16 protein-coding genes are annotated in these 22,389 nt (G+C 72.0%); 6 read left to right on the top strand and 10 right to left on the bottom strand.

From position 1 onward, the window contains the following. The first annotated feature begins 7 nt into the window (after nt 1-7). The 4 genes from ACY34I_RS11855 (at nt 8) to ACY34I_RS11840 (ending at nt 11,380) form a co-directional block, all read left to right on the top strand. Nucleotides 8-6,262 (top strand): RHS repeat-associated core domain-containing protein, encoded by a 6,255-nt coding sequence (locus tag ACY34I_RS11855; protein ID WP_462754756.1) that lies wholly within the window; start codon nt 8-10, stop codon nt 6,260-6,262. Between the two features lie 23 nt (nt 6,263-6,285). Next, nucleotides 6,286-6,471: a hypothetical protein gene (locus ACY34I_RS11850; protein WP_462754754.1), complete on the top strand. Its 186-nt coding sequence runs from the start codon at nt 6,286-6,288 to the stop codon at nt 6,469-6,471. A gap of 290 nt (nt 6,472-6,761) precedes the next feature. After that, nucleotides 6,762-9,947: an AfsR/SARP family transcriptional regulator gene (locus tag ACY34I_RS11845; protein ID WP_462754752.1), complete on the top strand. Its 3,186-nt coding sequence runs from the start codon at nt 6,762-6,764 to the stop codon at nt 9,945-9,947. Nucleotides 9,948-9,976: 29 nt separating this feature from the next. Next, entirely contained in the window at nt 9,977-11,380 is a 1,404-nt protein-coding gene (locus ACY34I_RS11840) for an MFS transporter (protein ID WP_462754751.1), read from the top strand. 53 nt (nt 11,381-11,433) lie between these two features. Here ACY34I_RS11840 and ACY34I_RS11835 read toward each other — a convergent pair whose 3' ends face one another. The 5 genes from ACY34I_RS11835 to ACY34I_RS11815 form a co-directional block, all read right to left on the bottom strand. Further along, nucleotides 11,434-13,089, bottom strand: coding sequence for a glycoside hydrolase family 13 protein (locus ACY34I_RS11835; RefSeq protein WP_462754867.1), 1,656 nt, complete (start codon nt 13,087-13,089; stop codon nt 11,434-11,436). An 81-nt stretch (nt 13,090-13,170) separates the two neighbouring features. Then, nucleotides 13,171-14,244, bottom strand: coding sequence for a LacI family DNA-binding transcriptional regulator (locus tag ACY34I_RS11830; protein WP_462754749.1), 1,074 nt, complete (start codon nt 14,242-14,244; stop codon nt 13,171-13,173). 63 nt (nt 14,245-14,307) lie between these two features. Next, a complete protein-coding gene (locus ACY34I_RS11825; protein ID WP_148800927.1) occupies nt 14,308-15,270 on the bottom strand; it encodes a carbohydrate ABC transporter permease in 963 nt (320 codons plus the stop codon). Nucleotide 15,271: 1 nt separating this feature from the next. Beyond that, complete coding sequence (locus ACY34I_RS11820; protein ID WP_264998441.1) at nt 15,272-16,321, bottom strand: carbohydrate ABC transporter permease; 1,050 nt, start codon at nt 16,319-16,321, stop codon at nt 15,272-15,274. 71 nt (nt 16,322-16,392) lie between these two features. Then, the gene (locus ACY34I_RS11815) at nt 16,393-17,736 is read right to left on the bottom strand and encodes an ABC transporter substrate-binding protein (RefSeq protein WP_462754747.1); all 1,344 of its coding nucleotides are present in this window, start codon (nt 17,734-17,736) and stop codon (nt 16,393-16,395) included. 263 nt (nt 17,737-17,999) lie between these two features. Between ACY34I_RS11815 and ACY34I_RS11810 the strand changes: the two genes are divergently transcribed. Then, nucleotides 18,000-18,779, top strand: a complete 780-nt coding sequence (locus ACY34I_RS11810) for a M23 family metallopeptidase (protein ID WP_462754745.1) — start codon at nt 18,000-18,002, stop codon at nt 18,777-18,779. 186 nt (nt 18,780-18,965) lie between these two features. Here the strand turns inward: ACY34I_RS11810 and ACY34I_RS11805 are convergent, their stop codons facing one another. From ACY34I_RS11805 to ACY34I_RS11790, 4 genes are read right to left on the bottom strand one after another with little or no spacing between them, the layout of a single operon-like run. Then, nucleotides 18,966-19,112, bottom strand: coding sequence for a GPGG-motif small membrane protein (locus ACY34I_RS11805; protein ID WP_187413490.1), 147 nt, complete (start codon nt 19,110-19,112; stop codon nt 18,966-18,968). A gap of 21 nt (nt 19,113-19,133) precedes the next feature. Continuing rightward, on the bottom strand, nt 19,134-19,877 hold the full coding sequence (locus tag ACY34I_RS11800) for a metallophosphoesterase family protein (RefSeq protein WP_148796926.1): 744 nt from the start codon (nt 19,875-19,877) through the stop codon (nt 19,134-19,136). 13 nt (nt 19,878-19,890) lie between these two features. Beyond that, nucleotides 19,891-20,160, bottom strand: a complete 270-nt coding sequence (locus tag ACY34I_RS11795; RefSeq protein WP_148796928.1) for a hypothetical protein — start codon at nt 20,158-20,160, stop codon at nt 19,891-19,893. Beyond that, nucleotides 20,157-20,741 (bottom strand): nucleotidyltransferase, encoded by a 585-nt coding sequence (locus tag ACY34I_RS11790; RefSeq protein ID WP_148796930.1) that lies wholly within the window; start codon nt 20,739-20,741, stop codon nt 20,157-20,159. Before ACY34I_RS11790 ends, ACY34I_RS11795 begins: the two co-directional genes overlap by 4 nt. Nucleotides 20,742-20,893: 152 nt before the next feature. Here ACY34I_RS11790 and ACY34I_RS11785 point away from each other — a divergent pair, with 152 nt between their 5' ends. Continuing rightward, nucleotides 20,894-21,625, top strand: coding sequence for a dTMP kinase (locus ACY34I_RS11785; protein ID WP_462754743.1), 732 nt, complete (start codon nt 20,894-20,896; stop codon nt 21,623-21,625). Here the strand turns inward: ACY34I_RS11785 and ACY34I_RS11780 are convergent. Then, the gene (locus ACY34I_RS11780; protein WP_462754741.1) at nt 21,610-22,356 is read right to left on the bottom strand and encodes an SDR family NAD(P)-dependent oxidoreductase; all 747 of its coding nucleotides are present in this window, start codon (nt 22,354-22,356) and stop codon (nt 21,610-21,612) included. The two genes, ACY34I_RS11785 and ACY34I_RS11780, sit on opposite strands and share 16 nt — an antisense overlap. Nucleotides 22,357-22,389: the final 33 nt, after the last annotated feature.

Below are 22,389 nucleotides of genomic sequence, written 5' to 3'. Positions count from 1 at the left end.
AACGATCGTGACGAGTCGTGCGCGCCGGCGACGGATGCGCCCGATCAGCCGACGGCTGGCGGCGGTGCTGGCCGGCACGGTGGCGTCCGCCCTGGCGGCCGGAGCACTGACCGTGCCGGCGAAACCGGCCGCGGCGGCCCCGCTCAGGTGGAAGCCTGACGTGGCGCGGGAACGGTCGGTGCCCGGCCGGGACTTCGTACCCCCGTCGGCGCGGTCCTCCACCGCGGCGCGGCGGTTCGCGCCCGCGGCGTCCTGGCCGGCTCCCGGCGTCGCCGAGGTGGCGCTGCCGGCGAACCTGGCCGGGCTGTCCGCCGCGGACCGCAAGGACGCGCTGGCCGGCGGCCTGTCCGCGGCGGCCGGGACGCGTCCGGTCCCCGCGGGCAGCCTGCCGGTGCGGGTCGGCGCGGCCGGCGCCGCTCAGCCGGACGGCCTGCGGGTGGAGGTGCTCGGCCAGGACGCCGCGCGCCGGGCCGACCTGCGCGGCCTGCTGCTCACGGTGGCCGCCACCGGGAGCGGCGCGGCGGCGGCCGGCACGCCCGGCGCCTCCGTCGAGGTGGACTACTCCGGGTTCCGCGACGCGTACGGCGGCGACTGGGGCTCCCGGCTGCGCCTGGTGCGCCTCCCGGCGTGCGCGTTGACCACCCCGGAGCGCCCGGACTGCCGCGCCGGTACGCCACTGCCGTCCCGTAACGACGTCCGTTCCGGGCGGCTGACCGCCGACACCCCGGTGGGCGCCACGCCCACCGTGCTGGCGGCCACCGCCACGGCGTCCGGCAGCGCCGGGGACTACAAGGCGAGCGCCCTGTCGGCGTCGTCGTCCTGGGAGGCCGGCGGCTCGGCCGGCGACTTCAGCTGGTCGTACCCGATGGAGGAGGTGCCCGCCTTCGGCGGGCCGGAGCCCGACCTCACGCTGGCGTACTCGTCGGGCAGCGTGGACGGGCGCACGGTGTCGACGAACAACCAGTCGTCCTGGGTCGGTGAGGGCTGGGACTTCAGCGAGGGCTTCATCGAGCGGCGGTACGGCTCGTGCTCCGACGACGTCTCGTTCAGCCCGAAGCCGTACGACCTGTGCTGGGAGACCGACAACGCCTTCCTCTCGCTCGGTGGGCGCACCGTGGAGCTGGTGAAGGACGACACCACCGGCGCGTGGCATCCGCGCAACGACGACGGCTCCCGGGTGGAGCGCCTGACCGGTGCCACGAACGGGGACGACAACGGGGAGTACTGGAAGATCACCTCCCGGGACGGCACCCAGTACTTCTACGGATTGCACCGGCTGCCGGGCTGGACCACCAACGCCGCGGTGACCGAGTCGGTCTGGACGGCGCCGGTGTTCGGCGACGACAGCGGTGAGCCGTGCCACGCGAGCACCTTCGCGTCGTCGTACTGCAACCAGGCGTGGCGGTGGAACCTGGACTACGTCGTGGACTCGAACGGCAACGCGATGTCGTACTGGTACACGAAGGAATCGAACTACTACGGCCGTAACCTGACCGCGACGGCCGGCACGGCGTACGTCCGCGGCGGCTACCTGAGCCGGATCGACTACGGGCAGCGGTCGGACACAGTCTATTCGACGACGGCCCCGATGCAGGTGGTCTTCACCGCGGAGGAGCGGTGCGCCGACGGGGCGACCTGCGGCACCGGGACGATCACCAAGGACACCGCGAAGAACTGGCCGGACGTGCCGTACGACCAGAACTGCGACGCCGGCGCGAGCTGCACCGACCGGTTCGCCCCGACCTTCTGGACCCGCAAGCGGCTGGCGAGCGTGACCACCCGGGTGTCCGGGACCGGGAACGTGAACAGCTGGAAACTGGGCTACCAGTACCGGGCCCCGGGCGACGGCACGTCGCCGTCACTCTGGCTGGCCTCCATCACCCGCACCGGCCAGGTCGGCGGCAGCCTGGCGCTGCCGGCGGTGACCTTCGAGGGCGTGCAGCTGGAGAACCGGGTCGACGCGCTGGAGGGCATCCCGCCGCTGTACAAGTGGCGGGTGACCGACGTGTACGACGAGTCCGGCGGGCACCTGCGGGTCAACTACTCGGGCCGGGAGTGCACCCGGGCGGCCGCCCCGACCCCGGACACCAACACCAAGCGCTGCTTCCCGCAGTACTGGGTGCCGGAGGGCGCGCTGCAGCCGCAGCTCGACTGGTTCCACAAGTACGTCGCGGTCCAGGTCCTCGAGGACGACCAGTCCGGCGTGGCCGGGATCGAGCAGACCGACTACGAGTACCTCGGCGGCGGCGCCTGGCACCACGACGACAACGAACTGACCCCGGCGAAGTACCGCACCTGGGGCGAGTGGCGCGGCTTCGCGCGGGTCCGGGTGACCCACGGCGCCCCCGGCGGGGTGCGCTCGCTGCGCGAGACGCTCTACCTGCGCGGGATGGACGGGGACAAGCTGTCCAGCGGCACCCGCAGCGTCTCGGTCGGCGACTCGGAGGGCGGGTCGGTCGCCGACCATCCGAGCCTGGCCGGCCTGGCCCGGGAGAGCATGACCTACGACGGGGTCGGCGGGACCGTGCTGAACGGCGAGATCAACGATCCCTGGATCTCGGCGGCCACCGCCACGCACGGCGCGACCAAGGCGTACCTCACCGGCATCGCGCGCAAGCGCAGCCGGCTCGCGCTGTCGACCGGCGGCTGGCGGCGCACCGAGGTGCAGACCAGCTACGACTCGTACGGGCTGCCGACCGAGGTGAACGACCTCGGCGACACCGCGACGAGCGCCGACGACGAGTGCAACCGCACCACGTACGCCCGGGACACCGCGAAGTGGATGATCGACTACGAGGTGCGGGTCGAGCGGGTCCGCGTGGCCTGCACGGTGACACCGTCCCGCCCGGCGGATGTCCTCTCCGACACGCGCACCTTCTACGACGGCTCGACCACCTTCGGGACCGCGCCGACGAAGGGCGACGAGACCCTGACCCAGGAGCTGGCGTCGTACTCGAACGGCACGCCGGTCTACGTGCAGGCCTCCCGGGCGACGTACGACAACTACGGGCGCACCCTGGACACGTTCGACGAGCTGGATCGCAGGACCAGCACGGTCTTCACCCCGACCACCGGCCCGGTCACCGCGACCACGGTCACCAACCCGCTCGGGCACGCCACCGCCACCACGTTCGAGCCGGCGTGGGGCGCGGAGACCGCGATCGTGGATCCGAACGGCCGGCGGACCGACCTGACCTACGACCCGCTCGGCCGATCCGCCGCGGTCTGGCTCCCCGACCGCTCCAAGGCGGGCGACGCCACGCCCAACATGAAGTTCTCCTACCTCATCCGGGCCACCGCGCCGAACGTGGTCACCACCGAGACGATCCGCGACGACGACACCTATGACAAGGAGTACGCGTTCTACGACGGCCAGTTGCGGGAACGCCAGACACAGCAGCCCGCCGCGGGCGGCGGCCGGATCGTCACGGACACCTTCTACGACTCCCGCGGCCTGGAGGTGAAGAGCAACGCGGCCTACTGGAACGACGGCACCGCCGGCACCACCCTGCTGACCGTCGACGACAACGCCGTGCCGGCCCAGACCCGGACCGTCTACGACGGCAACGAGCGGGAGACGGCGGAGATCTTCCTCTCCTTCGGCGCGGAGAAGTGGCGCACCACCACCAGCTACGGCGGCGACCGCGTCTCGGTCACCCCGCCGGCGGGCGGCACGGCCACTACGACGATCACCGATCCGGAGGGCCGGACAACCGAGCTGCGCCAGCACTCCGGCGGTACGCCGGGCGGCGGTTACGACGCCACCCGCTACACGTACACCAGGGCCGGTGAGCTGGCCAGCATCACCGACCCGGTGGGCAACGTCTGGCGGTACACCTACGACCTGCGGGGCCGGAAGGTGCAGGAGGAGGACCCGGACAAGGGCACCACGACCTACACCTACGACAACGCCGACCAGGTGCTGACCACCACCGATGCGCGCGGCGCCACCCTGGCCTACACGTACGACGGGCTCGGTCGCAAGACCGCCATGTACGCCGGGTCGACCTCCGGTCCCAAGCTGGCGGACTGGACCTACGACACCCTGAGCAACGGGACCGTGGTGAAGGGGCAGGCCGCCTCGTCCACCCGGTACGTCAACGGCAACGCCTACACCACGTCGGTCAACGGCTACGACTCCCGCTACCGCTCGCTGGGCAGCACGGTCACCATCCCGGCGGTGGAGGGCAAGCTGGCCGGCAGCTACCGGGTGAACACCGGGTACACCCCGACCGGCGACCCGCTGTCCGTCTCGTACCCGGCGGCCGGCGGCCTCGCCCCGGAGACCCTGCGGTACAGCTACGACGCGGACGGTCGGCTCCAAACGGCGCAGACGGGTCTGTCCACGCTGCTCGTCTCGGCCACCTACAGCCCCTACGACGAGCCGTTGCAGTACACCATGCAGGCGGTGTCGGGCAAGCAGATCGCGCAGACGTTCTTCTACGACGACGCGACCCGCAAGCTCAGCCGGACGGTGGTGGATCGCAACGTGTCGCCGCTGCACCTGGCCGACGTCACCTACACCTACGACGGCGCCGGCAACGTCACCCGGATCGCCGACACCCCCTCCGGCGGCGTGGCCGACACCCAGTGCTTCCGGTACGACGACCTGCGCCGGCTCACCACCGCCTGGACGGCGACCGACAACTGTGCGGCCGCGCCCGGGGTGGACGTCCTCGGCGGGCCCGCACCGTACTGGCAGTCGTGGACCTACGACAAGACCGGCAACCGGCTCAGCGAGACCAACTACGACACCACCACCGGCGCCGGGACCACCAGCACCTCCACCTATCCGGCTGCCGGGTCGACCCGGCCGCACGCGCTCTCGACCGTGACGACCGGCGGTCGGACGAACAGCTACACCTACGACGCGACCGGCAACACCACCGGGCGTACGGTCGGTGGCTCCGCCCAGAGCCTGGTCTGGGACACCGAAGGCGACCTGGCTTCGGTCACCGAGGGCGGCAAGGTCACGGAGTTCCTGTACGACGCCGACGGGGACCGGTTGATCCGCCGCGAGCCGGATGCCGTCACCCTCTACCTCGACAACACGGAACTGCGGCTCGCCAGGTCCACGGACGTGGTGACGGCGACCCGGTACTACGACATCGGCTCGACCACTGCGGTGCGCACCACCACGGGCGGGCTCTCGTTCGAGGCGGAGGACCAGCACGGGACGGCGCAACTGGCCGTCGACGCCGACGACCTGGCCCTGACCCAACGCCGCTACCTGCCCTTCGGCGAGCTGCGCGGCACGGCTCCGGCGAGCTGGCCGGACCAGAAGGGGTACGTGGGCGGCACGGTCGACGCCACCACCGGGCTGACCCATCTCGGTGCCCGCGAGTACGACCCGGACACCGGCCGGTTCATCTCGGTGGACCCGGTCATCGGCACCGACACCCCACAGCAGATGAACGGGTACGCGTACGCCGACAACACCCCGGTCACGATGAGCGACCCGGACGGGCAGTGGCGGGTGCTGCCCGGCGGCCACTACTGCGACGGCTGCGGCGGCTACAACAACCCGCCGCCCAAGAAGAAGCCCGCGAAGAAGGCCAAGAAGAAGGCGAAGAAGCCCTCCCCGGCGGCGCACCACTACTGCGACGGTTGCGACTACTCCAGGCCGGTTTCGTCATCGTCGTCGTCGCGCCACTACTGCGACGGCTGTGACTACATGCGGAAGGCGGCGGAGGCCCGGCGCCTGGCCCGGGAGTACGCCGCCAAGCACGCCCGGGAGGAGGCTGCCCGCAAGGCGCGCGAGGCGCTGGCGAAGAAGGCCCGCGAGGCCGCGGCCAAGGAGAAGCAGAAGCACCAGCGGTGCAAGCTGACCAGCTTCTGGAGCAGCGCCTGCCGCAAGGCGGCGGGACATGCCGTCACCGGTGCGGCGAAGGCGGTGGGCAACCACTTCAAGAACAATTGGCGGACCTACGCGATGATCGGGGTCGGGATCGGCGCCGCACTCGGGGCGCTGGCCTGCGGGGCTACCGCTATCGCCTGTGTCATGTTGGTCGGTGCGGCGTCCGGGATGGGCTCGTACGCGGCGGGCACCGCGGGCACCAAGGACTTCCGCGTCGGCACGATGCTGCAGCGAGGCGCCGTGGGAGCCTTGCTCGGTGGGTACGGTGCCCGCCTCACCGCGGGTTCCCGCGCCTTCAAGATGGCCCGGGTGGCGAAGGGCATCAAGGGCAGCCCGGGGCCGCTGGAGCACATCGCCGGGGCCCACCGGTACATCTTCAGGGCCAAGCGGACGTGGTGGCCGTGAGCGGAGTTGGGGCGGGAGGTCTCATGGGCGTACGGCAACGGTTCCGGCTGCTGTTCGGCTCCCGGCGTGGCTGGCTCTTTCTCCTCGGCGTGATCGCGTTCCTCGCCCTGGGAAGCGCGCTGCTTCCCGCGAGCTGGTGGCCGGTGCTGCCGCTGGTAGTCCTGCTGGCGGCCATCTGGTTCTCCGCCGGATGGGAGGAGGACCGGTAAGGATGTGTCGAGCGGGGTGACCCCGCGCTCACCAGGTCCGCCACCGGAGGTCGTCGCTCCGGTGGCGGACCGCCGTTACCGCTCCGTGACCAAGCACCGACCACGCCAGACGCATTGATCGATATCGTACGGGGTAGCGCCTCGTCGAACGGACGGGGCGGCTCCCGCTGACGCGGCTCTGCTGGCGACCGGACGGGCAGGTGCGTGATGTGGACGGTGCTGAACGATCGGGTTCGGGAAGCCCGGCCAGGGCGCGGATCCGGGGCGCGGTGACTTCCGGGGTGGACCCGGTGGACCGCGAGACCGCCGGGGAGCAGCACGGCATCCGCACACCTGATTTCGCCTTCAACGTGCTCGGCTCGCTGGAGGTGCGGGGGCGATCGGGGCTGATCCCACTGCCGGGCGCCCGCCAGCGCGTCGTCCTGGCCGCGCTGCTGCTGCGGCGCAACCGGGTGGTCTCGGTCGACGAGCTGATCGACGGACTGTGGCCGGAGTCGCCTCCGGCGACCGCCCGGGAACAGGTGCTGACGGTCGTGTCGTCGCTGCGCCGGCTGCTCGGCGACGCCGGCCGACCGGGCGGTGATCGCCTGCTGGTCACCCGCAGTCCCGGCTATCTGCTGCGGATCGAGGACGAACAGCTCGATCTGGCGCGGGTCGAACAGTTGCTGCGCGACGCGGACCAGGACGGGCTGCCGCTGAAGGTCAGGGCGGCGGCGTTGCGTGCCGCGTTGGCGCTGTGGCGAGGGCCGGAGCTGACCGACGTGCCGTCGCCGTTCGCCGCCTCCGAGGCACACCGGCTGGCCGAGCTGCGGCTGGCCACCACGGAGAAGCTGGTCGACGCGGAGTTCGCGCTGAACCGGCACGCCGAGCTGGTCCCGGAGCTGACCCGGCTGGTGGCCGAACACCCGCTGCGCGAGCGGCTGCGCGGGCAACTGATGACCGCGCTGGACGCGGTCGGGCGCACGGCCGAGGCGCTGGAGGTCTACCGCGCCGGACGCCGCCGCATGGCCGACGAGCTGGGCATCGAGCCCGGCGTCGAACTGCAGCGGCTGGAGCGGGCCATCCTTGCCGGCACCGATCATCGATCCGGCGATGACCAGCACCCGGCGGCCCGGCTGGCGGCCCGTGACGCGGCGGCCGAGCCCGAGCCGCGCCCGGCTGCCGAGGTCGCGTACCCGCCCGTCGCGCTTCCAGCCCAGCTTCCCGCGGACGTCGGTGACTTCACCGGCCGGGTCGCCGAGGTGGACGAGCTGTGCCGCCGGTTGACCCAGGCCGGACCGGCGGTGGACGCGGCCGTTCCGGTCGTGATCATCTCCGGGATACCGGGGGTCGGCAAGAGTGCGCTGGCCACCCACGTGGGCCACCGCCTGCGCGCCCGCTTTCCCGACGGCCAGCTGTACGTCGGGCTGCGCGGCACCCATGACCGGCCCCAGCAGCCGGCGGAGGTGCTGGGCCGGGTCCTCGTCGCGTTGGGCACGCACCGCGCCGCCATCCCCGACGACGTCGAGGAACGGATCCTGCTCTACCGCTCCATCACGGCGGAGCGGCGGGTGCTGGTGGTGCTCGACGACGCGGCGAGCGCGGCACAGGTGCGCCCGCTGGTGCCCGGCGGATCCGGCTGCGCGGTGCTCGTCACCAGCCGCTCCCACCTGACGGACGTGGAGGGCGGGTACCACCTGGACCTCGACGTGCTGCCCGACGAGGACGGGCTGGCGCTGCTGCGGGCGATGGTGGGTGCGGAACGGGTGGCGGCCGAACCGTCGGTCGCGACCCGCCTCCTTGAACTGTGCGGGTGGTTGCCGCTGGCGGTACGCATCGTCGGCGCCCGGCTGGCCAGCCGGCCGCACTGGTCCCTGCACCGGCTCGCCGACCGGCTGGCCGACCAGCATCGCCTGGACGAGCTGCACCACGGTGACCTGGAGGTACGCGCCAGCCTGCAACTCAGCTTCCGCGGCCTGGAGCCGGACGCCGACCGCGCCGGGCAGCTGCTGGCGTTGCTGGCCGTACCGAGCTTTCCCGGCTGGGCCGCCGGGGCGGTGCTGCAGCGGCCCGTCGCGGTCGCCGAGGCGTTGCTCGACCAGTTGGTGGAGCACCGCATCGTCGAGTACGCCGGCCAGGACGCCGCCGGCCAGGACCGGTACCGGTTCCACGACCTGGTCGGGTTGCTGCTGCGGGAACGGGCGGCGGCCCGGATCGGCGAGGCGGCCCGGCGTACGGCCGTGATGGCGGGCCTGAACGCGTGGCTCGGCTACGCGCTGTCCGCGATGCGGGGCCTGCCCGACAAGCAGTTCCCGGGGCTGGAGCCGGCGATCACCGGCACCATGCTGCTCGATCCGGCCGTGCCGTCCGCCGCGGCGACCGACCCGGTCCGTTGGTACGAGGCGGAGAGCGAATCGCTGCTGGCCGGCGTACGCCAGGCGTACCACCTGGGGCTGGACGAGCTGTGCGGGGCGCTGGCGCACGTGCTCGGGCCGTTCCTCGAGATGCGCGGCGCGGTCGACGTCTGGCGGTCGATCAACTCGCTCGCCGAGGCGGCGGCCGAACGGGCCGGTGACCGGCGCATGACGGCGCTGGCGATGTTGTACCGCAGCCGGGCCGACGAATACCTCGCCGTCCCCGACGCCGTCCGCTGCGCCGAGCGGGCGGCGGAACTGTTCGAGGCGCTCGACGACGACTGCGGCCAGGCACACGCCCTCAACCGGTTGACCTACCTGCGGGGTTTCCTGGGGCACCTGCCGCACGCTCGGCAGGCGGCGGAGCGGGCTCTGGTGCTGGCCGAGCGGGTCGGCAGCCTGTGGTGCGCCGCCCGCGCCCGGCAGCACCTCGGGGCGATCGAACGCGAGCACGGCCGGCTGCGGGAGGCGGAGGAGCAGTTGCGGCGGGCGCTTGACCTCTACACGGCCTGCGACAGCCGGAGCAGCCAGGCCGACGCCATGAACGGCCTCGCCCGCGTCTATCACGATGCCGGCCGGTTCGCGGACGCGATCGAACTGCTCACCACCACTCTGTCGATCTTCCGCGAGCTGCGTGACCCGTACGGTGAGGTGATCACGCTGTACCGATTCGCCGGCATCTACCTGGCGGCCGGGCGCGACGCGGAGGCCGTGGTGGCGGCCGAGCAGGCACTGGCCATCGCCGAGGCGATCCGGTATCCGACGGCCGCCGCCGAGGCGCTGAGCGTACTGGCTGCCGCGCGTCGCCGGGCGGGTCGGCTGGCGGCGGCGGCGGACCTGCTGGCCGCGGCGATCAGCGTCGGCCGCAACGAGGGCGAACGGTGGTTGGGCAGGACCCTGCTGATGCTCGGTGACATCCGGGACGAACAGGGTGACCACGACGGCGCGCTGGCCGCCTGGCGGGAAGCCGCCGACCTGCTCCACGGAGTCGCCCACCCCAGCGCCCGGGACGCCGACTCGCGGCTGGCGGCCGGGCTCCCGCTGCCGCCGCCGGCTCGGCGCGCGACGGCGCCCGGGGGATAACGCGACCAGATGGCGTAGCGTGGCTCGCTGTGCGTGCGATCCGTGGCGGGGGAGCGGTCCACCGGTTCTACAGCGTGGTCGTGTTCGTGGTGCTCGCCTCGCTGGACAACGTGGCGATCGGCCTGGTCCCGCCGCTGTACGTGCCGATCTCCGGCGCGCTGGGGGTGCCGCAGCGGCTGCTCGGCCTGGTGACCGCGGTGAGCTTCCTGGTCAGCGCGGTCGCCGCGGTCGGCTGGGCGTACGTGGGCGACCGGACCAACCGCAAGCCGCTGCTGATGGTCGGCACGCTGACCTGGGCGGCCGGCACCGGCGGCAGCGCGCTCGCCCAGCACTACCCGACGTTCCTGGTCGCCCAACTCGTCGCCGCGGTCGGCCTGGGCGCGGTCGGCTCCGTCGGCTTCTCGGTGGTCACCGACCTGATCTCGCCCCGCCGCCGGGGCCTGGTGATGAGCTTCTGGGGGCTGTCGCAGGGCGTCGGCACCCTCGCCGGAACCCTCGTCGGCGGGATCCTCGGCGCCACCGACTGGCGGCGGCCGTTCCTGCTGCTCACCGTGGTCGGCGTGGCCGCCACCGTGGCCTACCTGTTCACGTACGACATCCGGCGCGGGCAGAGCGAGCCGGAACTGGCCGCGGCCCTCGACGCCGGCGCCGAGTACGACTACCGGATCAGCCGGGCCGACCTGCCGCGGATCCTGGGCCGGCGGACCAACCGCTGGCTGATTCTCCAGGGGCTGACCGCGCAGGCGGCGTTCGGCTCGCTGGTCTGGCTACCGGTGCTGTTCGCCCAGCGCGCCGAGGCGCAGGGCTACTCACCGGCCACCGCGGTCGTGGTGGGCAGCGTCTTCGCCACCCTGTTCCAGCTCGGCGGGGTGCTGTCCATCGTGGGCGGGCTGGCCGGCGACGCGCTCCAGCGGCGTACGCCCAGCGGCCGGGCCCTGGTCGCGGCGGTGGGCATCCTCGCGGCCGTGCCGTTCTATCTGGTCCTGTTCCTGGTGCCGATCCGGATCGACGTGCCGAACGGCGGCAGCTCCGGCGCGGTGATCGCCGCGGTGCTGGCCAGCGTGGTCACCGAGCCCACCGTCGGGCTGAGCCTGCTGACCGCGGTGCTCGCGCTCGCGCTCACCTCCGCGAACTCGCCGAACTGGTTCGCGCTGATCGCCGACGTCAACCCGCCCGAGCACCGGGGCACCGTCTACAGCCTGGGCAACCTGGTCAACGGGGTGGGCCGGGCGGCCGGCAACGGACTGGTCGGGGTGGCCTTCCACGCGCTGCGGGCGGCCTTCCCGCCGCCGCTGAACTACGCCGTCGGGCTGGCCGCGTTCCAGCTCTTCTTCATCCCGACCGGCCTGATGTACTGGCTCGCCGCCCGTACCTCGCCGCGCGACATCGGGCAGGTCCACGACCTCCTGCACACTCGCGCCGACCGCCTGTGAGGAAGGGCCCCCGGTTAACGCCTCGCGTTGTACCAGGGGCCCCTCCTGACGGGTCAGGCGCGGTACCAGACCGTGACGTCGGTGGGGACGGCGTCGTCCTCCAACGGGGCGCTGGCGGCCAGGACCTCGGCGCCGGCCGGGAGGGGCACCGGTGCCGTGCCGAAGTTGGTCAGCACGGTGAGCCCGGCGTTGGTGAAGGTGAGCACCTCGTCGCCGGAGGAGAGCCAGCGCAGCGCGCCCGCGCCCAGCCCGTGCTCGCGGCGCAGCCGCAGCGCCGTCCGGTACAGCTCGTACGTCGAGCCGGGCACCCCGCGCTGCCGGTCGAGGGCGTACTCGGCCCAGATCGGGGGCTGCGGGAGCCAGCTCGCGTCGGTCGGCCCGAAGCCGTACGACGGGGCGTCGGCCTCCCACGGGATCGGCACCCGGCAGCCGTCCCGGCCCCGCTCGGTGTGCTGGCTGCGCTCCCAGGTCGGGTCCTGCCGCACCTCGTCCGGCAGCGTGGTGTGCTCCGGCAGGCCCAGCTCCTCGCCCTGATAGAGGTACGCCGAGCCGGGCAGGGCCAGCATCAGCAGGGTGGCCGCCCGGGCCCGGCGCAGGCCGAGCGCGGCGTCGGGTTGCGGGTCGCCGATGCCGATCCCGTTCGGCCGGGGGGCGCCGATCGGCAGGCCCAGCCGGGAGGCGTGCCGGACCACGTCGTGGTTGGACAGCACCCAGGTGGTGGGCGCACCGACCGCGTCGGTGGCCTCCAGTGAGCGGGTGATGACCGCGTACTGGGCCGGGGCGGTCCAGGCGGCGAGCAGGTACTCGAAGTTGAACGCCTGGTGCATCTCGTCGGGCCGGACGTAGCGGGCCAGCCGCTCCGCCGGCTCCACCCAGGCCTCGGCGACCAGGATGCGCTCCCCGCCGTACGTGTCGAGCAGCCGCCGCCACTCCCGGTAGATCTCGTGCACGCCGTCCTGGTCCCACATCGGCGGGCGGGGCTTGTCCACCTCGGGGCCGGAGAGGATCGCCGGCTGCTCCTCCCAGTCGGCCAGGTCGGCCTGCTTGATCAGGCCGTGCGCCACGTCCACCCGGAAGCCGTCCACCCCCCGGTCCAGCCAGAACCGGAGGATGCCCAGGAACTCGGCCCGGACCTCGGGATTCTCCCAGTTCAGGTCCGGCTGGCCGGGGTCGAACAGGTGCAGGTACCACTGCCCGTCGGGCAGCCGGGTCCAGGCCGGGCCGCCGAAGACGCTCTGCCAGTCGTTCGGCGGCTCGGCACCCTGCGCGCCGCGGCCGTCCCGGAAGACGTACCGCTGCCGCTCCGGGCTGCCCGACCCGGCGGCGACGGCCGCCTGGAACCAGCGGTGCGCGGACGACGTGTGGTTGGGCACCAGGTCGACGATCACCCGCAGCCCGCGCGCCTTCGCCTCGGCGATCATCTTGTCGGCGTCCGCCAGGGTGCCGAAGAGCGGGTCGACGTCCCGGTAGTCGGCCACGTCGTACCCGGCGTCGGCCTGCGGGGACGGGTAGAACGGGGACAGCCAGACCGCGTCGACCCCCAGCTCGGCCAGGTGGCCGAGGCGGGCGGTGATGCCGGGGAGGTCGCCGATGCCGTCGCCGTTCGCGTCGGCGAACGAGCGCGGATAGATCTGGTAGATGACGGCCTCGGTCCACCAACCGGTGGCCGGACCGCCGGCCGTTTCCTGCTGTGTCGCGTCGGTGTTCAGAGCCTTCTCCCCTGTGTCGAGCGGTGGCCGTCCGACGGCCGGACGGTTGTTCCCGGCCGCCACCCGGACGGCCGAATCCGTTCAGTGTGCCCGCGGTGGCGCGGTCGATTCCCGCACCACCAGCCGAGTGGGCAGGATCACGGACGGCGTGGGCGGGTCGCCGTCGGCGTCCCCGAGGCGCTGTCGCGGCACCACTCCCGGGTACGGCTCGGCGGTGCGCACGCCGAGCGGGTCGAGCAGGATCCGGGCGGCGAGCAACCCCTGCTCCGCCGCCGGTTGGGCGACGGTGCTCAACCCGAGCACCCCGGCCAGGTCGTGGTCGTCGACGCCGATCACGCTGACGTCGTGCGGCACCCGCAGCCCGGCGTCCCGCAGCGCGGTGATCGCGCCCATCGCCATCTCGTCGCAGGCGGCGAAGATCGCGGTGGGCGGCTCGCCCCGGGCCAGCAGCTCGGCGGTGGCCCGGATGCCGCCGTCGATGGTGAACTGCGACTCGACGTCCAGGCTCGGGTCGGGCCGGATGCCGGCCCCACGCAACGCGTCCTGGTAGCCGCGCCGGCGGTCCAGGTGCGTGGTGAAGGCCAACTCGTCGTCCGGGTCGCCGGAGATGTGCGCGATCCGCGTGTGGCCGAGGTCGAGCAGGTGCCGGGTGGCGGTCCGCGCCGCGGCCACGTCGTCGATGCGTACCCGGGGCCAGCCGGGCACGCCGCTGCCGGAGCTGATGGTCACGCCCGGCAGGGCCAGCCTGGTCAGCGCGGACACGTCCGCCGGCCGCAGCGGGGTGGCGACCAGGATGATCGCGTCCATCCGCTTGTCCAGGTTGGCGGTCCGCAGCACCCGCTGCCGGGTCTGCTCCCGACCACCGAGGTTGTAGAGGAGCAGGTCGTACCCGTGCTCGTGGAGGAAGTCCTCGACGGCCTCCACGACGGTCCCGAAGAACCAGCGGGTGATCCGGGGAACCACGACGCCGACCGTGCCGGTTTTCCCGCCGGCCAGCCGGGAGGCGCTCGGCGAGACCGCGTACTGGAGCTGCTCGGCGGCGGCGAGGACCCGGCGCCGGGTGGCCGCCGAGACCGTCGGGAGGCCGCGTAGCGCTCGGGAGACGGTGGCCGTGGAGACCCCGGCCAGGCGGGCGACGTCGTCAATCTTCGTCATCGGTGTTCCCCCCGCTCCGCCCCGCGTCCGCCGCCGCCGGGCCGGCGGCGGCGGAACAGCGGGTCAGCCCTTGACGCTGCCGGCGAGCAGGCCGCGCACGAAGTAGCGCTGGAGGGACAGGAACACGATCAGCGGTACGACGATCGACACGAACGCGCCGGCCGTGAGCCGCTGCCACTCGTTGCCCCGGGTGCCGGCCATCTCGGCGAGCCGGACGGTCAGCGGGGCGGTCTCGCTGCGGCCGCCCGCGAAGATCAGCGCGACCAGCAGGTCGTTCCAGACCCAGAGGAACTGGAAGATGCCGAACGCGGCCAGCGCGGGCGTGATCAGCGGGAGCACGATGGTGCGGAAGATCTTCGGGTGGGTGGCCCCGTCGACCCGGGCCGCCTCCATCAGGTCCCCGGGCAGTTGCGCGATGAAGTTGTGCAGCAGGAACACCGCGAACGGCAACGCGAAGCAGGTGTGCGCGAACCACACCTGGGCGAACTTCTGCTCGTCGACAAGATCCCAGGCCGGCAGCACCTGGACACCGCCGACGGTGACGCCGGTGGAGAAGAACTTCAGCAGCGGCACCAGGGCCATCTGCAGCGGCACGATCTGCAACGCGAAGATCGCGATGTAGAGCCAGTCCCGCCCCTTGAAGTTGATCCAGGCCAGCGCGTACGCGGCCAGCGCCGCGAACGCCGTCGGGAAGAGCACCGACGGGATGGTGATCGCCAGCGAGTTGATGAAGTAGCTGGCGAGCTGGCCGGACGAGGAGGAGGTGCCGAACAGCACCTCCCGGTAGTTCTCCAGAGTGAACTGCGGATCGCTGAAGAACGTCCACCAGCCGGTGGTCTTGATCTGGTCCTCCGGCCGGATGGAGGAGATGAACAGGCCGAAGGTCGGCACCGTCCAGAGCAGCGCGATGACGATCGAGACCAGGGTGGCGGTACGGCTGTTCAGCCGCTTGCGGACCCGGGCGGCCCGGGTGATTCCCCCGGTGGCCTGGACGCCGGCTCCGACGGTGGGCGTGGCGGTGGTCATCTCAGCCCTCCCGCTGCTGACGCAGGTTGCGGATCTGGTAGATCACGAGCGGGACGACCAGGACGAAGAGGAAGACCGCCAGGGCCGACCCCTGCCCGTTCTCGCCGTACCGGAACGCCTGGTTGTACATCTCGTTCGCGATCACGCTGGTTTCGTAGTTGCCGTTGGTGGCGGTCCGGACGATGTCGAAGACCTTGAGCGTGGCGATGGAGAGCGTCACCACCACCACGATCAGCGCCGGTCGGATGCTCGGCAGGGTGATCTGCCAGAACATCTGCCACGGGGTGACCCCGTCGAGCCGGGCGGCCTCGACGATGTCGGCCGGGATGGCCTTGATCGCCGCGGAGAGCACCACCATGGCGAAGCCGGCCTGGATCCAGATCATGATCACGATCAGCAGCAGGGTGTTCAGTGGCGAGTCGAGCAGCCACTGCCTCGGCTCGGCGCCGAGGCTGACCATGATCTGGTTGAGCAGGCCGATCTGTTCCTGCCCGTCGCCCCGGTACGCGTAGACGAACTTCCAGATGATGCTGGCGCCGACGAACGAGATCGCCATCGGCAGGAAGATCAGGGACTTGGCGACCGCCTCGAGTCGGGCCCGATCCACCAGCACCGCGTAGATCAGGCCGAACGTGGTGGCGACCAGCGGCACCAGGAGCACCCAGATCAGGGTGTTGATCAGCACCCGGACGATCGAGCCCTCGGAGAACATCCAGCCGTAGTTCTGCAGTCCCACCCAGTTGCTGCTGTCGCGGTCCATGAACGAGAGCAGCGTCGTGCGGATCGCCGGCACCACCAGTCCGACGACGAGGAACAGCAGCGTCGGCAGCAGGAAGAAGAGCGCGAACAGCCCCTCCCGCGGCTTCCGCCGGCGGGGCAGCGGTGCGCCGCTCGTCGCCGCCGCGATCAGCTGCGCGTCGCGACGGCGGGCGAACCAGGCCGGCACCACGTCGAGGAGCAGGAGCAGACCGCCCACCACCGCGACGAAAGCGATCAGCCCGTACATCAGCATGAGGAACTTGGGCTGTTCCTCCGCGAAGTCGAACTCCATCGACCCTCCCTCGGGTTGGATCGACCGACGGTGGTCCGGCCCGCTCGCGCGGACCGGACCACCGGGTCAGATCACTTCGGCCAGCTGCTCTCGATGCCGTTCAGGACCGTGGCGGTGTCCTTGCCGTTGATCCAGTCGACCATGCCCTTCCAGAAGGTGCCCGCGCCGACCGCGGCCGGCATCAGGTCCGAGCCGTCGAAGCGGAAGACGGTCTTCGGGTCCTGGAGGATCTGGACGGAGAGCTTGTCCACCGGGTTCGGGACGTTGGCGAGGTCGAGCTTCTTGTTCGCCGACACCCAGTCGCCGATCTTGGCGCGGCTGTTGGCGTACTCGCCGGAGGCCAGGTAGGTCTGCACGGCCTGGACCTCGGGACGGTCGGCGAAGGCCGTGACGAACTCGCCACCGCCCAGCACCGGCTTGCCCTTGGCCGGGTCGACGGCCGGGAAGTAGAACGCGAAGACGTCGCCGTCCTCGGCCACCTTGGTGCCCTTCGGCCACTGGTTGGCGTAGAAGGACGCCTGCCGGTGCAGGGCGCACTTGCCCTTGGTGATGGGCAGACCGGCCTCGCCGAAGGCGGTGGTGGCGATGCTCTTCACGTTGCCGATGCCGCCGTTGACGTACTTGTCGTTCTTGAGAATCAGGCCGGCCTTGTCGACCGCCCCGGCGACCTGCGGGTCGTTGAACGGGATGGCGTGGGTGGTCCACTGGTCGTAGACCTCGGGCGACGTCATGCGCAGCATGAGGTCCTCGATCCAGTCGGTGGCCGGCCAGCCGGTGGCGTCACCGGACTCGATGCCGGCGCACCACGGCTTGATGCCGCTCGCCGCGATCGTGTCGCTGAGCTTGATGAGGTCGTCCCAGGTCTCGGGGACGGTCCAGCCCTTCTCCTTGAACATCTTCGGCGAATACCACACGAAGGACTTCACGTTGGAGCCCAGCGGGGCACCGTAGAACTTGCCGTCCACGGTGGAGTACTTCAGCCAGTCGGGGGAGTAGTTGGCCTCGGCCATGGCCTTGGTGTCGGCGCCGACGGGCTTGAGCTTGCCCGCGTCGGCGAACCGCTTGAGCAGACCCGGCTGGGGGATGAAGGCCAGGTCAGGGGCGTTGCCGCCGTCCACCCGGACGGGCAGCTGGGCCTCGAACTCGGGAGAGCCCTCGTGGTCGATCTTGATGCCGGTGCACTTCTCGAACTCCTTCCAGGACTCCGCGAGGCGGTCGGCCTCGATGTCCCGGATGGACGAGTAGATGCTGACCTTCTTGCCGTCGTGGCCCTGGTACTTCTCGTATGCGGCGCACTCGGGGGAGCTCGCCTTGCTGCTCTTCTTGTCGTTGCCGGTGCCGCAGGCGGTGACGCCGATCGCCAGCCCCAGTACGCCGGCGATCGCGAGAGCCTGGCGCGATCTGGCAAACGCCATGCCGATCTCCTTCCTAGCCGGCGCGTGGAGGGATCGAACGCGCGCCGGTCCGATGGTCGTTCCCACATGTAAGCGCTTGCATCTCACCCGGTCCACCCCCCTGCCGGACACGGCCAGGTAACAATCTCGAAACCCTCCTCACCGCTCGTGGGCGCGCTCCCACGCTCCGGTGATCCGGCCTCCTGAACGACCCTTCCCATCGATGGAGCTTTCTGTCACGCTAAGCGCAGCTGATCGAAAACTTTCAACATAGGAGGAAGTGGATGCGCAAGCGGTGGTTCAGTCTCGCGGCCGTGGGCGCCGTCCTCGCGGCGATCCTGGTCCCGGCCGCCCCGGCCATGGCGGCTCCGACCTTCAAGGTCCCGTTCCCCTGCAACCAGTCCTGGTCCGGCCAGACCCGGTCCGACCACAGCCCGGCCTACGCGATCGACTTCAACCGCACGGACGACCTGGGCGACCCGGTGGTGGCCAGCGCGCCCGGCACGGTCGACCGGGTGACCGACCTCGGCGGCACCAGCTACGGCAAGTACGTCCGGATCGACCACGGCAACGGCTACACCACCTACTACGCCCACCTGAGCGGCTTCAACGTCTCCGTCGGGCAGACCGTCGGCTACGGCAGGGTGATCGGGTACGTGGGCAGCACCGGTGGCTCCACCGGCCCGCACCTGCACTACGAGCAGCGGCTCAACGGCAACGACATCCAGGTCCGGTTCAACGGGGCGCTCGCCCTCTACTGGGGCACCAAGACGTACACCAGCGACAACGGCTGCTCCGGCTCGAACACCGGTGAGGGCACGGTCAACACCACCTCCGGCGTGAGCCTGACCGTCCGCTCCGGCCCGGGCACCAACTACACCGCGGTCGGCTCGGTCGCCGACGGCGCGAAGGTCACCATCTACTGCCAGACCAGCGGCACCACGGTCACCGGCACCTACGGCACCAGCTCGATCTGGGACCGGATCGGCACCGGCCGGTACATCTCCGACGCGTACGTCTACACCGGCTACGACGGCTACATCCCCGGCGTACCGCGCTGCTGACCGGCAGCGGACGCGGGGCCCGGATCGGGGCCCCGCGTCCGGCCGCCGGACCGGCGACGCGGCCGGCCGGACGACCGCCGGAACGCGAAGCGCCGGGGTCGTCGCGCCCGCCCGCTCCGATCTGAGAGGACGGAGCCTGCGGACCCGACGACCCCGGCGGGTCAGGGGTGCTGAGGGATGCGGCGGCTAGCTGCTGAAGATGCTGACGCCGCCCGGGCCGACCAGCAGGCCGACGATGATGAGGACGATGCCCCACAGGATCTGCCGGCGGAACAGCGCGAGGATGCCGGCGACCACCAGTACGACTGCGATAATCCAGAGAATCAGCTCCATGGCTCGGGCAGTACCCGGCCGTCAGATCCGAGAAACCTGTGCCCGGTCGAGCTGATCTCCCAGGTGGAAGACGCTGTACGCCTGCTTGATCACCGGGTGGGCGACGTTGCGGACGCGGACGCCGCCGGGGGTGGTGCCCCGCTCCGACCCGTGGTGGGCGTGCCCGTGCAGGGCCAGCGCGGTGGGCGCCGAGTCGATCGCCTGCCCGAGCTGGTAGCAGCCGAGGAACGGATAGATCTCCAGCGGCTCGCCGGCGAGCGTGTCCGGCACCGGGGAGTAGTGGGTCAGCGCCACCAGCACGTCGCACTCCAACCCGCGCAGCGCCCGGCCCAGCGCGTCGGCGCTGTCCTTGGTGGTCTGGACGAAGGACTTCATCTCCGGCTCGCCGAAGTCGCTGGCGCAGCGCCCGGCGAACCCACCCCCGAAGCCCTTCACCCCGGCCACGCCGAGCCGCCCGCCGGCGCACTCCAGCACCATCCCGGTCCCCTCCAGCACGGTGATGCCGACGTCCTCCAGCACCTTCACCAGCTGCGGCACCTCGTCGCACTGGTGCTCGTGGTTGCCGAGCACGGTGATCACGGGCACCCCGAGGTTGCCGAACTCCCGGGCCACGCAGCGCGCCTCGGACTCGGTGCCGTGCCGGGTCAGGTCGCCGGCGAGCAGCAGCGCGTCGGCGCAGTCGGGCAGCTCGTCCAGGGCCGGCCGGAACCGGCCGACCACGTCCTCGTCCATGTGCACGTCGCCGACGGCCGCGATCCGGATCACGGTCCAACCTCCCTCACGGCAGCTCCTCGACCTGGGTGGGCGCCTGTGTCCGGATCACGCCGATGTCGCTGGTGATCGGCACGTCCGGGAAGCGCTCGGCGACCCGGCGCAGGATCTCCTCCCGCCGGTGCGGGCTCTCCACCTCGCCGTAGAGCACCAGCCCCCGCTCCAGGCGGACCACGGTGATGCCCTGCTCGGCGATCGCCGGGTCCTCGGCCAACAAGCGCTGGATCTCCGCCTCTACATACTCGTCGGGCGGCGCGTCGCCGTGCTGCTCGGTCACGGTGTCTCCCTTCCCTCTGCGGTGCCGCTCTCCGGCAGCACGTCCAGCCGGTCGAGGAGCACCAGGAACGCCTCTGCGTACGGCGAGTGCTGCGTCTCCTTACGTACCCGTTCCCAGTCGATCTGTTCCCGCAGCGAGCGGGCCAGCGGCAGGGCGCGGGCGAAGTCGCAGTAGTGCTGCGAGAAGCTCAGCAGCTTGTGCACCATCAGTTGGGTGGCCGAGAGCACCGGCATGTGGATCGCGTCGACCGGCCGCACGATGGTGTCGGCGAAGGTCTCCTCGGTCACCGGGGTCTCGATCGGCCGGTGGATCAGGTCCACCATCCGCCCCTCGTCATAGACCTTGACCAGCCAGTCCTCGGGCGGGCGTTCGGCGGTGAAGCCGGCCTCGACCAGGGCCTCCAGCGCCCGGTCGACGTCCTGCTCCCGGATCAGGAAGTCCACGTCGTGCTCGCTGGAGTGGCCGCCGTGGGCGTACACGGCGAAGCTGCCACCGAGCGCGAAGGGGATCTCGGACTGCTTGAGCACGGCGGCGACCTTCTTGAGGGTGTGCACCAGGGTCTCGTCCCCGCGCTCGGCCATCGGGTTCTCCCGTCGTCGTGGGTGGCGGTGGGAATGAAGTTGCGTACCCGGCGAACCGGTCGGCCACACCTCTTGTCGACGCGGCACGGGCGGGACGGAGCGGAATGGGACAAACTGCCGGGGACGGGCACCGCTCCGCTAGCCTGGGGCAGGTGGCCAGGTCACTGCGGGGGCGGCGCGGCAGGGCCCGACTGCGCGCCGTCGCCCTGATCGGCATCGACGGCTCGGGCAAGACCACCCAGGCCCACCGGCTCGCCGAGGCGCTCACCGCGGCCGGCCATCCCGCCACCTATCACCGCAACGCCGGCGGCCGCCGCTGGCTCGGCCGGCTCGCCCAGCGGCTCGGCCGCCCGGACGCGCAGCGGCTCGTCGGCCGCGACGGGCTGCTCGCCGTCGAGTCCGTGCTCCGCTGGCTCGCCATCGCCCTCGCCTTGCTGAGCTGCCTGGTGACCGGCCGCACGGCGGTGATGGACCGCTGGTCCCCCTGCCAGTACGCCAGCATCCGTGCACACGGAGGACAGCGCTGGGAACGGCTGGCCCGGGCCGGCTACCGCATCTTCCCCGCCCCGCGGGTCACCTTTCTGCTCAGCGTCGACCCGGCCGAGGCGTACCGCCGGATCGAGCGGCGCGGCACCGACCACGAGACCATGCGCTGGCTGACCACCGCCGCTACCGCCTACCGGGCGCTGCCGGAATACTCCAGCTTCGTGGTGGTCGACGCGAACGGCTCGCCGGACGAGGTGTCCCGGCGGATCCGCGCCCACCTCACCGAGTGGCTGCCCGGTGACCCGCCCGCGTCGACGGGCGGGCCGTCGGACGGCACCCGCCCGCCGTCCGGCGGGTCGGGGCGGGGTGACCCGCTGCCCGCTCAGGCCCGCCCGTAGACCGGGATGCTCGCCCCGCTGGTCGGCGCGGACTCGTCGGAGGCGAGGAAGCGGATCACCGCGGCGATCTCGGCGGGCGGCACCCAGCGCCGGTGGTCGGCCTCCGGCTGCGCGGCCCGGTTGGCCGGGGTGTCGATCACGCTCGGCAGCACCGTGTTGCACCGCACCCCGCGCTGCCGGTATTCCACCGCCACCGCGTTGGCGAAGGCGAGCACCGCCGCCTTGGCCGTGGCGTAGCCGGCCGCGCCGGCGAAGGGCGTCACCGCCGCCCGCGCCGACACGCAGACCACCGCGCCGCCGCCGGCCGCCATCAGGTGCGGCAACGCCGCCTGGGTGACCAGGTACGTGGGGCGCAGGTTGATCCGCAGCATCCGGTCGAACTCCTCGACCGGGGTCTCGTGCACCAGCCCACCGCTGGCGTACCCCCCGACCAGGTTGACCACCGCGCGCAGCGGCGCGGTCGGTTCGGCGGCCGCCACCGCCACGGCCCGCGCCGCGCCGGCGGGTTCCAGCAGGTCGGCGGCGACGGCTTCGGCGACGGCGCCAGGTCGCGGCGCGGCGTCAGACGCGCCGAGCTGGAGTCGTCGCTCGACCCGGACCGGTCCGGACGCCGCCGGATCGCCCTCCCGTTCGGGTACGACCACCCGCCAGCCCGCCTTGAGGAAGGCGGCGGTGACCGCACCGCCCAGCCCGCCCGTGCCTCCGGTCACCAGCACCGTGCGTTCCGCCATGGGCACACGCTAGCCGCCCGCGGGTCGGCGTGG

It is taken from the genome of Micromonospora sp. RTBAU3-60, from assembly GCF_054963695.1.
Note: the sequence above shows the minus strand (reverse complement) of the source record. Positions and strands in the feature narration are given on the sequence as shown.

Excerpts from the sequence above, each read along its gene's own strand:
- ACY34I_RS11830 (WP_462754749.1), bottom strand. The coding sequence starts at position 14,244 with ATGACGAAGATTGACGACGTCGCCCGCCTGGCCGGGGTCTCCACGGCC.
- ACY34I_RS11780 (WP_462754741.1), bottom strand. The coding sequence starts at position 22,356 with ATGGCGGAACGCACGGTGCTGGTGACCGGAGGCACGGGCGGGCTGGGC.
- ACY34I_RS11850 (WP_462754754.1), top strand. The coding sequence starts at position 6,286 with ATGGGCGTACGGCAACGGTTCCGGCTGCTGTTCGGCTCCCGGCGTGGC.
- ACY34I_RS11810 (WP_462754745.1), top strand. The coding sequence starts at position 18,000 with ATGCGCAAGCGGTGGTTCAGTCTCGCGGCCGTGGGCGCCGTCCTCGCG.
- ACY34I_RS11820 (WP_264998441.1), bottom strand. The coding sequence starts at position 16,321 with ATGGAGTTCGACTTCGCGGAGGAACAGCCCAAGTTCCTCATGCTGATG.
- ACY34I_RS11805 (WP_187413490.1), bottom strand. The coding sequence starts at position 19,112 with ATGGAGCTGATTCTCTGGATTATCGCAGTCGTACTGGTGGTCGCCGGC.
- ACY34I_RS11825 (WP_148800927.1), bottom strand. The coding sequence starts at position 15,270 with ATGACCACCGCCACGCCCACCGTCGGAGCCGGCGTCCAGGCCACCGGG.
- ACY34I_RS11790 (WP_148796930.1), bottom strand. The coding sequence starts at position 20,741 with ATGGCCGAGCGCGGGGACGAGACCCTGGTGCACACCCTCAAGAAGGTC.
- ACY34I_RS11815 (WP_462754747.1), bottom strand. The coding sequence starts at position 17,736 with ATGGCGTTTGCCAGATCGCGCCAGGCTCTCGCGATCGCCGGCGTACTG.